9 protein-coding genes are annotated in these 12,694 nt (G+C 71.0%); 1 reads left to right on the top strand and 8 read right to left on the bottom strand.

The window, feature by feature from the left end; translation table 11 throughout:
* Positions 1-37 precede the first annotated feature (37 nt).
* The 3 genes from ACZ6MZ_RS07805 to ACZ6MZ_RS07795 are packed head-to-tail and all read right to left on the bottom strand — an operon-like array spanning position 38 to position 4,125.
* On the bottom strand, positions 38-775 hold the full coding sequence (locus ACZ6MZ_RS07805; protein WP_389782517.1) for a GNAT family N-acetyltransferase: 738 nt from the start codon (positions 773-775) through the stop codon (positions 38-40).
* A 42-nt stretch (positions 776-817) separates the two neighbouring features.
* Positions 818-2,731 carry an IucA/IucC family protein gene (locus ACZ6MZ_RS07800; RefSeq protein WP_469350453.1) on the bottom strand — a complete coding sequence of 638 codons (1,914 nt, stop codon included), beginning with the start codon at positions 2,729-2,731 and terminating at the stop codon, positions 818-820.
* 29 nt (positions 2,732-2,760) lie between these two features.
* Complete coding sequence (locus ACZ6MZ_RS07795; protein WP_469350452.1) at positions 2,761-4,125, bottom strand: diaminobutyrate--2-oxoglutarate transaminase family protein; 1,365 nt, start codon at positions 4,123-4,125, stop codon at positions 2,761-2,763.
* A gap of 282 nt (positions 4,126-4,407) precedes the next feature.
* Here ACZ6MZ_RS07795 and ACZ6MZ_RS07790 point away from each other — a divergent pair, with 282 nt between their 5' ends.
* On the top strand, positions 4,408-5,631 hold the full coding sequence (locus ACZ6MZ_RS07790) for a trypsin-like serine peptidase (protein WP_384179924.1): 1,224 nt from the start codon (positions 4,408-4,410) through the stop codon (positions 5,629-5,631).
* 128 nt (positions 5,632-5,759) lie between these two features.
* Here the strand turns inward: ACZ6MZ_RS07790 and hflX are convergent, their stop codons facing one another.
* The 5 genes from hflX to ACZ6MZ_RS07765 all read right to left on the bottom strand — a co-directional run bounded on the left by hflX (position 5,760) and on the right by ACZ6MZ_RS07765 (position 12,692).
* The gene (gene hflX, locus ACZ6MZ_RS07785; RefSeq protein ID WP_469350450.1) at positions 5,760-7,250 is read right to left on the bottom strand and encodes a GTPase HflX; all 1,491 of its coding nucleotides are present in this window, start codon (positions 7,248-7,250) and stop codon (positions 5,760-5,762) included.
* Positions 7,251-7,364: 114 nt separating this feature from the next.
* The gene (locus ACZ6MZ_RS07780; protein ID WP_469350449.1) at positions 7,365-8,903 is read right to left on the bottom strand and encodes a M1 family metallopeptidase; all 1,539 of its coding nucleotides are present in this window, start codon (positions 8,901-8,903) and stop codon (positions 7,365-7,367) included.
* Positions 8,904-9,068: 165 nt separating this feature from the next.
* The gene (locus ACZ6MZ_RS07775; RefSeq protein WP_469350448.1) at positions 9,069-11,144 is read right to left on the bottom strand and encodes a RelA/SpoT family protein; all 2,076 of its coding nucleotides are present in this window, start codon (positions 11,142-11,144) and stop codon (positions 9,069-9,071) included.
* 138 nt (positions 11,145-11,282) lie between these two features.
* Entirely contained in the window at positions 11,283-12,191 is a 909-nt protein-coding gene (gene dapF / locus ACZ6MZ_RS07770) for a diaminopimelate epimerase (RefSeq protein ID WP_389782535.1), read from the bottom strand.
* Between the two features lie 63 nt (positions 12,192-12,254).
* A complete protein-coding gene (locus ACZ6MZ_RS07765) occupies positions 12,255-12,692 on the bottom strand; it encodes a hypothetical protein (RefSeq protein WP_384179914.1) in 438 nt (145 codons plus the stop codon).
* Positions 12,693-12,694 lie beyond the last annotated feature (2 nt).

The following is a 12,694-nucleotide window of genomic DNA, read 5'->3' as shown; positions in this document are numbered from 1 at the left end:
ATGGGGATCGAGCGGTGTATGTAAGGCAGCGGACCGTTCACAGCAGGTCGCGAAGGGCGCGGTCGCGGACCATGAGGGCGGCTCGCTTGTCGGGGAGATCGACTTCCGCCTGGAAGCGGAAGCCGGCGCTGAGAAAGGCGGACACGGAGGGGGTGTTGCGCAGGTCGGGTTCGGCGATGACGCGCCCGCAGCGTGGGCGGTGGTCGAGGACAAGACCGGAGACCGCTCTGAGGAGGGTGGTGCCGACTCCGCGGCCGCGGTCGGCGACGCCGGCGACGAGCAGATGGATTCCGGTGTCGTGCGGACGGGAGGGGTAGTGGCGTGCGAGGGGGTCGAGGTCCGCGCGGTAGATCTCCCAGTAGCTCATGGGGATCCCGTTCAGCACACCGAGACAGGGGATGCTGCGGCCGTCGCCTTCGAGCTGGGGGCGCAGATGGGCGGCGGTGACGGCTTCCGGACCGGAAAGTTCCCAGAAGGCGGCGACGGCGGGGTCGTTCATCCAGCGGGTGATCCGTGCCAGATCACGCTCGATGCGGACGGGAACGAGCCGGAAGACACCGACGGACGTGGTGACCGGGCCCCAGCCGGCGGGGGCGTCGAGCAGGCCGCCGGCTGAGGCAACGTCGGACGGCACCCCGACGGCTGTCGGGGTGCCCTCTCCGAACAGTGCGATGAGCTCCTCGGGCAGCCGCAGATCAAGAGTGTCGTCGGCGCCCCCGCCGATATGCGGGGTGGGGCTGGTTCCGGTGTCGGTGCTCGCGTCGGTGGGAGGCACAGTGGCGCTCTCCTCTCAGCAGTTCGGACGAGTCGTGTTCGTTCAATGGCGAAGGGGGTTGGTGATGGTGACGTAGACGGACTGGGTGTCGACGGGGCCGACGAGCTCGTCGAGGCCGTGCAGCCGGGTGAGCAGATTGGCCTTGCAGCGCAGCGTGGGTGACTCCAGGAGCTGGCCGGGCAGCGCTGAGCCGAGCTCCGCCGCGCGGGAGAGGAACTGTCGGAAGGCGGCGAGGAGGACGCGTTCGTCGGCGAGGCCCTGGGCGCCGAACGCTCCGATCAGACCGAAGACGTTGTTGATGCCGAGGTAGTAGGCGAAGCGCTCGTCGGTGACCTCGTCGGAGACAAAGGTGTCGCTCACCGAGCCGATGCCGGGGAGACGGCTTTCCAGCGAAGGGCGGTGGGATTCACGGAAGTAATAGCCCTGGTTGTCGCGGTAGCGGCCGCCGACGGGCCAGCCGTCGGTGTCGAGGAGCACCAGGGTGTTCTGCTGGTGAGCCTCCAGGGCGATGCCCGCTGTGCCGTCCAGCCAGAGCACCGGGCGTACCACCTGGTCGAGGTAGCGCAGGAACCACTCTGCGGACACGGCTCCGGTGGAACGGCCGGTACGGGCGGCGAGGCCGGCGATGGTCTCGGCCAGGCGCGAATACATGCCGGTTCGGCCGGGATAGGGGCGCGGAGCGGTCAGTCCGGCGATGCAGACGGCGTCGTCGCCGGCGGCGAACGGGTTGTGGCGGAGCATGACGTCGAGTCCGCCCACCGCTTCGCCGTCCGGGGTGTCGACGGCGAGCCAGGCGGGGTCGCGGACGATGTCGAAGCCGGGGTGGGCGGCGTGCCATTCCTTGGCGAGGCCGCTGCGCAGCAGCCGGTGGACCTCGACGCCCCGGTGGAGTTCCTTGCGGAGGTTCTCGCGACGGGAGTTGGTGATGCGCACGCCGAGGGAGAGCTTGAGCATGGCCCGGGCGCCGGGCCGGTGCACGGTCCGGATCGAGGAGGTGGGATGCCAGGGGGTTCCGTGGGGCCCGAGGTCGTGGAGGAGGCCGGCGTCGAGGAGTCCGGCGACGGCGGGTCGCTGCCGTAATTCGCGGGCCTGCCAGGGGTGGAGAGGCAGGGGCACGGTGTGATCGGGAAGAGGGACGTCTCCCAGTAGGCGGGCCGTCAGCAGGCCGGCGGGCACGATGCGGCCCTGCTCGGTCCAGGCCGAGTCGGCGGCGAGCACGGACCGGTCGACGGCCATCCAGTGCAGCGGGAAGGAGCCGCGCAACTCGGGTGAGTAGAGGCGGGCTTCGGCCTCGGAGAGTCCTTCTCGGCTCTTCGGTGTGGGATGGAGGGGGTGCCCGAGCAGCAGCGACTGTTCGGCGGTGAGGAACAGGTCCGCGTCCGCGGCGGCTTCGGGACGGCGGCGCCGGTCGGTGAGGAAGTCGGCTGTGTGGCTGACGGAGTTGGCGACCCTGCCGACCAGATCGGCGCCCTGGTAGCGGCCGGACTCACGGCTGAGGAGTGCGGCGACCGTGACGGCCTCGGCGGCGGGGGCGTTGTGCGGGCCGCTCTCCAGGAACGGCATGCCGAAGCGGTGCCAGCCCGTGGCCGACCAGTACCGGACGGGGACCAGAAGGGCGATGCCACTGACGTCGAGCGGGATCCGCAGCACATTGCCGTCGGGGCGGGGCAGGTTGTTCTCCCTGACCCAGCAGCGCAGCAGATTCTCGACCGCCGCGGAGTCGGCGGCCTTGTGGGGGTCGGGATGGTCGAGGTAGTCGGCGGCCGGTAGCCCCGCTGACAGGTCGGCGGTGGAGGCGAGGTGTTCGTCGAAGCCACCTGCCGGTTGGCGGGGCACGGTCGGTGACTCGACGGTCCGGGGGGCTTGCGCCGGGTCGTGCCCTCGGCGGTGTCCCCGGTCGTCGGCGGTGGGACGGCCGTGGGCCTCGGGCACATCAGGTGCGGGAGTGGAGTTCACGGAAGGCTTCCTTGTGGGGGTGTCCAGAGTCAGTACGACGGGCCGGTTTCTGTCCGGCGGAGCACGGCACGCTCCGCGGCGGCCAGGGCGTCGGCGAAGCGGTCGAGGACCGCCACGGCCTGTTCATCGGTGAGGGTGAGCGGAGGGAGCAGACGTACGACGGCGGACCGGCGTCCACCGAGTTCGACGATGAGACCGCGGCTGAGACATTCTCGCTGAACCGCCGCGGCGAGGGCGGGATCCGGCGGGGCGGGGTCGCCGGCGTCCGTGGCGACGAGTTCGACACCGATCATGAGCCCGCGGCCGCGTACGTCTCCGATGCACGGGTGGTGCACGGCGAGGCCCTGGAGCTGTCCCAGCAGGCGCGCGCCGAGGGTCGCGGCACGATCGGCGAGCTTGTTCTCCCGTACGTACGCGAGGGTGGCCGCGCCCGCCGCCATCGCGAGCTGGTTACCGCGGAAGGTGCCCGCACGCTCTCCGGGCGGCCAGCAGTCGAGGTCCGAGTGGTACACGATCACGGCCAGGGGAAGGGAGCCGCCGATCGCTTGGGAAAGCACCATGACGTCAGGGGTGATCCCGCTGTGCTCCACGGCCCAGAAGGTACCGGTCCTCCCGACTCCTGTCTGCACCTCGTCTGCGATGAGCGGGATGGACCGGCTCTCGGTGATCTCCCGCATCCTGCGCAGCCAGGCGTCGGGGGCGGGGATGATGCCGCCCTCGCCCTGCACCGGTTCGAGGATCATTCCGGCGGGGGCGGGCAGTCCGCCCCTGGAGTCGTCGAGCAGGCTCTCGGTCCAGCGGGCGGAGAGTTCGGCGCCGCGTTCCCCGCCGATACCGAAGGGGCACCGGTAGCTGTACGGATAGGGCAGCCGGGTCACCCGGACGTCCTGGGCACCGCCGGAGGCGGCGAGGGCTCCGGCCGTCATCCCGTGGTACGCCCCGGTGAAGGCGAGGAGGCCGCTGCGGCCGGTGGCGGCGCGGACGAGCTTGAAGGCGGCCTCGACCGCGTCCGTGCCCGCGGGACCGCAGAATCGCACGCGGGCGTTGCCGGCGAACTGCCGTGGCAGGGTGGCGAACAGCTCAGTGAGGAAGGCGTCCTTGACGGGCGTGGCGAGGTCAAGTGCCTGCAACGGCGCACCGGAGTCGAGGACTTTCCTGATCGCCTCCAGGACCACCGGGTGATTGTGTCCGAGCGCCAAGGTCCCCGCGCCGGAGAGGCAGTCCAGATACCGCCGCCCGTCCGCCCCTTCGATCGTCAGCCCCCGTGCGCGCACCGGCACGATGGGCAGCGATCTCGCGTAGGTACGGGCGGCCGGTTCGCGCAGGGACTGACGCCGGAGGATGCCCTCGTGGGCGATGGTCGGCGCCGCCGGAGCTGGTTCGGTCACGGCCACGGCTGTCGGTCCTTCCGCTGTCACGTTCAGTCTCACGTCAGTACGGCGCTCACCTGCCGAGTGTTCGACCGTGAACGCTGACGTCGCCCCCTACGTACCAACGACGGCGGGTGCCGGGGATCACGGCCGATCGGAAGATCCTTCGGGTCGCGGAACCGCGGCCCTGCCGTACGCCGTCCCCATCAGCACCGGCATAGTGGGGGGCCGCGTCCCGGCTCCGGCACCGTGACCGGGGTGCGCACTCTGTTCCGAACTGTTCCGAAGTCCCAGGGGGATCACGCCATGCGACCCATTCGCCCGACGCTCGCCGCACGCCGTGGGAGGAGCGCACGGCGCAGAATCTCTCCCGTACTCGGCGCCGTCTCGGTCGCCGCGGCCCTCGCGCTGACGGCCACCGCCTGCGGGCCGGGCGACGACAACGCGTCGGCCCAGGCGAGCGAGACCGCCGGCGGTTCGTCCGACGGCAAGATCACGATTCCCGACGATCTCAAGGACCGGCTCAAGGATCGCGGGATCGATCTGGACAAGTGGCGCGGCGGCGAGTGGAAGAACTGGGACAAGGACACCTGGCTGCGTGAGGCCAGGGACTTCGTCAATCCGATCATCGAGGGCCTCTGGGACCAGGACCGGATGCGGGACGCGGAGGAGCCCGACAAGCCGGTCGACGAGCAGGACATCTCGGGCGACGAGGGAGTCACCGACCCGACGCCGCAGCCGGTCGACGCGCAGGCCGTGAAGACGCCGTACGGCGACAACGTGGCCGAGGCGGGCAAGCTGTTCTTCGACGGGCCCGAGGGCTCGATGGTCTGCTCGGCGACCGTGGTCAAGGACCCGGCCCACCCCGGTAAGTCCAACATGGTGTGGACCGCGGGTCATTGTGTGCACGCAGGCAAGAGCGGCGGCTGGTACCGCAACCTCGCCTTCGTGCCCTCGTACAACAACGGCGGCCTCTCGATGGCCGAGTTGGAGAGCGCCACCAAGGAGCAGGCCGCTCCGCACGGCGTGTGGTGGGCCGACTGGGGCCAGACCTCCGAGCAGTGGATCTCCCAGGGCGCCTCGACGGGCGGCCAGGGGGCGCCGTACGACTTCGCGGTGATCCATGTGACCCCGGAGAAGGGCAGCGGCGGCAAGTCGCTGGAGGAGACGGTCGGTTCGGCTCTGCCGGTGGACTTCAACGCTCCGGCCACCGCGGAGATCGCCGCCATGACCGCGACCGGATATCCGGCGGCGCCGCCGTACGAGGGCCAGAAGCTCTTCCAGTGCCAGGACAAGCCGGGCCGGCTGTCGCTGACGGCCGAGGACCCGACGATGTACCGCATCGGCTGCACCATGACCGGCGGTTCGTCGGGCGGCGGCTGGGTCGCGAACGGCCGGGACGGCAAGCCCGCCCTGGTGTCCAACACCTCCATAGGCCCGGTGACAGCCGGCTGGCTGGCCGGACCGCGCCTCGGCGATGTGGCCAAGGGCCTCTACGACGGCGTCAGCGAGAAGTTCGCGGGCCAGTAACGCGCGAGCCGGCCACGGGCGTTCGCGTCCATGGGTCCGGCTGGGGCGGAGACGCACAGGGCGAAGGCCCGCACCCTCGTGTCGAGGGTGCGGGCCTTTGTCGTACGGTCAGTCAGCTACCGGTGTGCTCAGCGGGCGACCGGCACATAGGGAGCGAGCGCGGCGGCCAGTTCCTCATGGACGCGGGCCTTGAGCGCTGTGCCCTCCGGGGTGTGTTCCTCGGAGAGCACCTCGCCGTCGGCATGCACCCGCGAGACCAGTCCGCCCTGCGTGTACGGCAGGAGCACCTCGACCTCGACCTCGGGACGGGGCAACTCGGCGTCGATGAGTGCGAGCAGCTCACCCATGCCCATGCCGGTGCGCGCCGAGACGGCAATAGAGTGCCGTTCCATGCGCAGCAGGCGCTGCAGGACCAGCGGGTCCGCCGCGTCCGCCTTGTTGATCACCACGATCTCGCGTACGTCCACGGCGCCCACCTCGCGGATCACCTCACGCACGGCGGCCAGCTGCTCCTCCGGCGCCGGATGCGAGCCGTCGACCACGTGCAGGATGAGATCGGAGTTGCCGACCTCCTCCATCGTGGAGCGGAACGCCTCGACGAGGTGGTGCGGCAGATGCCGGACGAACCCGACCGTGTCGGCCAGGGTGTAAAGACGGCCGCTCGGTGTCTCGGCCCGGCGCACGGTCGGGTCGAGGGTGGCGAACAGCGCGTTCTCCACCAGCACGCCCGCGCCGGTGAGCCGGTTGAGCAGGGAGGACTTGCCCGCGTTGGTGTATCCGGCGATGGCGACCGACGGCACCTTGTTGCGCCGCCGCTCCTGCCGCTTGATCTCGCGGCCCGTCTTCATCTCCGCGATCTCCCGGCGCATCTTCGCCATCTTCTCGCGGATCCGCCGACGGTCCGTCTCGATCTTGGTCTCACCGGGGCCGCGGGTGGCCATGCCGCCACCGCCGCCACCACCCATCTGCCGGGACAGCGACTGACCCCAGCCGCGCAGCCGCGGCAGCATGTACTGCATTTGGGCCAGCGCGACCTGTGCCTTGCCCTCGCGGGACTTGGCGTGCTGCGCGAAGATGTCGAGGATCAGGGCTGTACGGTCGACGACCTTGACCTTGACGACATCTTCGAGATGGATCAGCTGGCCGGGGCTCAGCTCACCGTCGCAGACGACGGTGTCGGCGCCGCTCTCCAGGACGATGTCCCGGAGCTCCTGGGCCTTGCCGGAGCCGATGTAGGTGGCCGGATCCGGCTTGTCACGGCGCTGGATCACCCCGTCGAGCACCAGCGCACCCGCCGTCTCGGCGAGCGCCGCCAGCTCCGCGAGGGAGTTCTCCGCGTCACGCACGGTCCCCGAGGTCCACACACCCACCAGCACGACGCGCTCCAGGCGCAGCTGACGGTACTCGACCTCGGTGACGTCTTCCAGCTCGGTGGAGAGACCCGCCACACGCCGCAGCGCGGCGCGCTCGGAGCGGTCGAACTGGTCGCCGTCCCGCTCTCCGTCGATCTCGTGGCTCCAGGCGACGTCCTCTTCCATCAGGGCATCGGCCCGAAGGCTGTCCGTGCGAGTGTCCGCGAAGCTCTGCGCGTCCTGGGAAGGGGATGAAGAGGAGGTCATTGGATCCTTACGTCGATGGAGAAGTCGCTTATGCCAGTCACAACGCGTGACGGCCAGGATTGATTCCCGGCCGCGTCGCCGACTCATGAATGGTGGCACGGTTCGGGTCGGCCGTCACTCGGGTTTCACGCTCTGTTCCGGGACGATGCCACGGCTGAGGGGCGCTGTCTCGCTGCCCGGGCGGTGCCGGGTTTCCTGCTCGGTGCCGGTCGTCCTCGTCGAGGTGACACTCCGCCACTCCGGGTGGCCGGGCATCCGCGGGGTCTTCCGCCCGTACAGCCATGCCGTGAAGAAGGCGGACAGGTCACGCCCCGCGATGTCCGACGCCAGCGCGGTGAAGTCCGCCGTGGTCGCGGTCCCGTCCTGGTGGTCGCGCACCCAGTCCCGCTCCAGCCGCTGGAAGGCCGTCGCGCCGATCTCGTGCCGCAGCGCGTAGAGCACCAGGGCGCTGCCGTCGTACACCACCGGCCGGAACAGGCTGATCTGGTGCCCCGCCGTCGGGGGCTCGGGGGCCGCCGGGGGGCCGCCCGCCGCCCGCCAGCCGTCGGACTTGCGGTAGGCGGCCCGCATCCGCGCCTCCAGTGACTTCTTTGCGTGCTCCTGCGCGTACAGCGCCTCGTACCAGGTGGCATGTCCTTCGTTGAGCCAGAGATCGGACCAGGTGCGCGGCGAGACACTGTCGCCGAACCACTGGTGGGACAGCTCGTGGACCATGACCGAGTCGACGTACCACTCCGGGTACTCGGAGCGGGTGAACAGGGAGCGCTCGAAGAGCGAGAGGGTCTGGGTCTCCAGCTCGAAGCCCGTGTCGGCGCCGGCTACCAGCACTCCGTACGTCTCGAAGGGGTACCGGCCCACCTGCTGCTCCATCCACCGCACCTGCGCCGGTGTCTTCTTGAGCCAGCGCTCCAGTTTCCCGCGGTCGGCGGCCGGCACCACGTCCCGTACGGGCAGTGCGTGCGGCCCCGCGCGGCGGATCACGGCCGAGTCGCCGATGGAGACCTGGGCCAGTTCGGTGGCCATGGGGTGGCGGGTGCGATAGGTCCAGGTGGTGTTCGCGCCGTGGCGGGTCTTCCCCTCGGGCAGACCGTTGGCCACCGCCGTCAGCCGCTGGGGCGCGGTGATGCGGAAGGTGAAGTAGGCCTTGTCCGCGGGGTGATCGTTGCCGGGGAAGACGCGGTGCGCCGCATCGGCCTGGTTGGCCATCGCCAGCCCGTCGGTGGTCCGCACCCAGCCGCCGGCCGTGCCCCTCGGGTCGCTGGTGTGGCTGACGGTGATCCACATCCGGGAGCCCGCGTCCACCGCTTTGGCGGGGGTGACGACGAGGTCCTCACCGGCCGTCACGAACCGCGCGGGTGCGCCGTTGACGGCGACCGAGCGGACCACGCCGTGCGTGAAGTCGAGGTTGATCCGCTCCAGTCGCTGGGTCACCAGCGCGTCGATCTTGGTGAGGGCGGCCAGCGGCTTGCTGTTGTTGCCGCTGTAGGTGAAGTCGAGGTCGTAGGTGAGGACGTCGTAGCCGGGATTGCCCAGCTGCGGGAAGAGCGGATCGCCGATGCCGAGCGGCTGGGGCGCGGGCAGGGTCGCGGCGACGAGGGTGACCGAGGCGGCGGCCAGCAGAGCGGCGCGCAGACGGCGGGAGGTGAGCAGCATGAGCCACCGCTACCAGCGCGGGCCCCGCGCGCGCAGACGGCGCGCGCCGCACCCACCCGAAAGGGGCAGGTCCGGGCCCCGGCGGCGGCCGGATGCCGTTCTTCACGCCCGGTTGACGAACCGGCCTCCGGCGCGGCCTTGAGGGCGGTCGCCGGAGGCCGGTCCTCAGGCGGTAGCCGGATGCTGGGCCCGGCTGACGTCGTACACCCCGGGCACGTCGCGCATCGCGCGCATCAGCCGGGTCAGCCCCGCCGCGTCGGGCAGCTCCAGCGTGTACGTGTGCCGTACGCGCTGCTCGCTGGGCGGCTCGACGTTGGCCGAGACGATCGCGGCGCCCGCCGTGGCGATGGCTTCCGTGAGATCGGCGAGCAGCCGGGGACGCCCGAAGGACTCGGCGTACAGCGTGACCCGGCACCCGGGCGTGTCTCCCCAGCTCACCGTGACCGGGGCCCGGTCGGTGGCCCGCATCCGGGCCACCGCCGGGCATTCCTCCCGGTGGACCGTGACGGCGCCGCCGCGGACCGAGAAGCCGGTGATCGCGTCCGGCGGTACGGGCGTACAGCAGCCTGCCAGCCGTACGGTCGCGCCCGGCGGGTCCACCACGGCGTTGGCGGCGCCGCGCCGGTCGGCGGTGACGGCGAGGCGGGCACGGGGCGCGACGGCGGGAAGTCCCACGGCCTCCGGGTGCGCCGCGAGCCATCCGGTGATCGCGATCCGGGCACTGGCCGTACGGGCGTGGTCCAGCCACTCGCGCGAGGGCCCCGATCCCCCGTCCTGGGCCAGCAGCAGCTGGACCGTGTCACCGTCGCTCAGGACCGTGCTCAGCGTCGCCAGCCGGCCGTTGACCCTCGCCCCGAGGCAGCCGTGCGCCGCTTCGCCGTACTGGGCGTACGCCGCGTCCACACAGGTCGCCCCGACCGGCAGCCCGAGCATGCCGCCCTCGGCGCGGAAGACGGTGATCTCCCGGTCCTGCGCGAGGTCGGCGCGGAGCGTCGTCCAGAAGGTGTCGGGGTCGGGGGCCGCCTGCTGCCACACCAGCAGCCGGGAGAGCCAGCCGGGCCTGGTCGGATCGGCGCGCTCACCGTCCTGCGGCTCCACCACGTCGACCGAGGCGTAGGGGTTGCCGAGCGCGACGACTCCGGCCTCGGCGACCTGGTGCATCTGATGCGTACGGATGAGGACTTCGGCGACCGCGCCGTCCGGCCCCGCGACCGCCGTGTGCAGCGACTGGTACAGGTTGAACTTGGGGGCGGCGATGAAGTCCTTGAACTCCGAGATCACCGGGGTGAAGCAGGTGTGCAGCTCGCCCAGGACGGCGTAGCAGTCGGCGTCCTCGCCGACCAGCACCAGCAGCCTGCCGAAGTCCGTGCCGCGCAGCTCGCCGCGTTTGAGCCTGGACCGGTGCACGGAGACGAAGTGCCGTGGCCTGACGAGGACCTCGGCGGTGATGCCCGCCTCGCGCAGCACCCGCCGAACGTCCTCGGAGATGACCGCGAGCGCGTCCCCCGCGGTGGCGTTGTCCGCGATCAGGGCCCGGGTGATCGTGTACTCCTCGGGGTGGAGGATCGCGAAGACCAGATCCTCCAGTTCGGTCTTGAGTGCCTGGACGCCGAGGCGTTCGGCGAGCGGAATGAGCACGTCCTGGGTGACCTTGGCGATACGGGCCTGCTTCTCGGGACGCATCACCCCGAGGGTGCGCATGTTGTGCAGCCGGTCCGCCAGCTTGATCGACATCACCCGGACGTCGTTGCCGGTGGCGACGAGCATCTTGCGGAAGGTCTCGGGCTCCGCGGCGGCGCCGTAGTCGACCTTCTCCAGTTTGGTCACGCCGTCGACCAGATAGCAGACCTCGTCACCGAACTCCGCGCGCACCTGGTCGAGCGTCACTTCGGTGTCCTCGACGGTGTCGTGGAGAAGAGAGGCCGTCAGTGTCGTGGTCTCGGCGCCCAGTTCGGCGAGGATCAGGGTCACCGCCAGCGGATGCGTGATGTACGGCTCGCCGCTCTTGCGGTACTGCCCGCGGTGCGAGGTCTCGGCGAGGACGTACGCCTTGTGCAGCACGGCGAGATCGGCGTCCGGATGGTGCGCGCGGTGGGCGTCCGCGACATGGCCGATGGCGTCGGGCAGCCGGTCCCTGGAAGCGGGACCGAGTAACGCGGCCCTGCCGAGCCTGCGGAGGTCGATCCTGGGAATACCGCGTCTGCGGCTATGGGCACCAGGGTTGGTGGCCTCTGCACTCATGGGCACCTCCGGCAGCTTCGTCCGGCGGTGGAAGAGCAGGAGCGCCCTCCGGGCCGGTGCTTGATGCTACCGAGCCCACCACGTGGAGCAGTCCCGCCCTTGCCCGGCGGGAAACGGATCACCCATTCGAGCGAAGCGTTATGCGAAGGCCGTTTCGAGCCACACCGGGTCGATGTGACCCTCAGCGACGATCACGGCGGGCCCGGTCATCTCGATCTCGCCGTCAGGACGCTCCGTGATGACCAGTCGTCCGCCGGGAAGATCCACGGTGTACGTGACGGGGACGCCGGTCACCGCGGGGTCGTCGCCGTCCCTGCGCGCCGCGGCGACGGCCACGGCGCAGGCGCCCGTGCCGCAGGAGCGGGTCTCTCCCGAGCCGCGCTCATGGACGCGCATGGCGACATGGCGGGGACCGCGGTCGACGACGAATTCGACATTCACCCCGTCCGGGTAGACGGACCCGGGGCTGACGGGCGGCTCGGAGAACAGATTCCCGGCGTGCGCCAGGTCGTCCACGAACGCGACCGCGTGCGGATTGCCCATATTGACGTTGAGGGCGGGCCAGGCGCGGTCGCCGACGGTGACCGTCACACCGTCCTCGGGGAGCGCGGCGCGTCCCATGTGGACGGTGATGGCGCCGCCCTCGATGCCGTTCTTGGTCTCGGCGTTCTTGGCGAGGTGCACCTTCTTCACGCCGCCGCGCGTGGCCACGGCCAGGTCGCCCGCCTCCACATGGCCGGCACGCTGCAGATAGCGGGCGAAGACCCGCACGCCGTTGCCGCACATCTCGGCGATGGATCCGTCGGCATTGCGGTAGTCCATGAACCACTCGGCCTCGCCTGCCATGGCACGTGCCTCGGGGTGCGCCGCGGACCGCACGACATGCAGCAGCCCGTCTCCGCCGATGCCGGCCCGGCGGTCACAGAGGCGGGCGACGGCCCGTGCGGGCAGGTCGATGACGTTGTCCGGGTCGGGAACGATCACGAAGTCGTTCTCGGTCCCGTGGCCCTTGAGGAAGGCGATCGGTGCGCTCTGCGAGGTGCTCACGGGACCATCGTACGAGCCGGCACCGACAGATCCGCTGTCCGGCGTCCCGGCGGGGCGCCGAGGTCAGCGCAGCCGGGCGACGCGCCAGACGGCGAGGGCGACCAGGGCGGCGGCCACGGTCACGTACAGGGCGATGACCCGCCAGTCCGGGCGCTCGCCGGAGGAGCGCGAGGGCAGTCCCGGCCAGGTGTGGCCCACCCGGCGGGCGGCCATCATGCCCCAGCCCGCCGCGCAGCAGCTGATCAGCAGTCCCAGCATGGCGACGACCGCTCCGCCGTCCCCGGTACCGAAGGCGAGGGGGAAGGCGAACATCAGGGAGCCGATCGCCGCGAGCATCACGATCGGGGCCAGCTGCCAGATCCGCAGCCGGCGCTGCGGCCGCAGTTCGACCTCGACCTCCGGGGTCACGGTCTCTTCTTCCGGCCCGTCAGGACTCAGCCGTGGGGCGTCATCCTGCGTGTCCGGTACCGCGGGTTGTCCGTTGCGAGGGCCGGCCTCCATCG

It is taken from the genome of Streptomyces sp. NPDC042201, assembly GCF_055582185.1.
Note: the sequence above shows the minus strand (reverse complement) of the source record. Positions and strands in the feature narration are given on the sequence as shown.

What these genes read in the sequence shown, in the direction of transcription:
- ACZ6MZ_RS07790 (WP_384179924.1), top strand. Translation starts at nt 4,408, where the DNA reads ATGCGACCCATTCGCCCGACGCTCGCCGCACGCCGTGGGAGGAGCGCA.
- hflX (WP_469350450.1), bottom strand. Translation starts at nt 7,250, where the DNA reads ATGACCTCCTCTTCATCCCCTTCCCAGGACGCGCAGAGCTTCGCGGAC.
- ACZ6MZ_RS07780 (WP_469350449.1), bottom strand. Translation starts at nt 8,903, where the DNA reads ATGCTGCTCACCTCCCGCCGTCTGCGCGCCGCTCTGCTGGCCGCCGCC.
- ACZ6MZ_RS07775 (WP_469350448.1), bottom strand. Translation starts at nt 11,144, where the DNA reads ATGAGTGCAGAGGCCACCAACCCTGGTGCCCATAGCCGCAGACGCGGT.
- ACZ6MZ_RS07765 (WP_384179914.1), bottom strand. Translation starts at nt 12,692, where the DNA reads ATGGAGGCCGGCCCTCGCAACGGACAACCCGCGGTACCGGACACGCAG.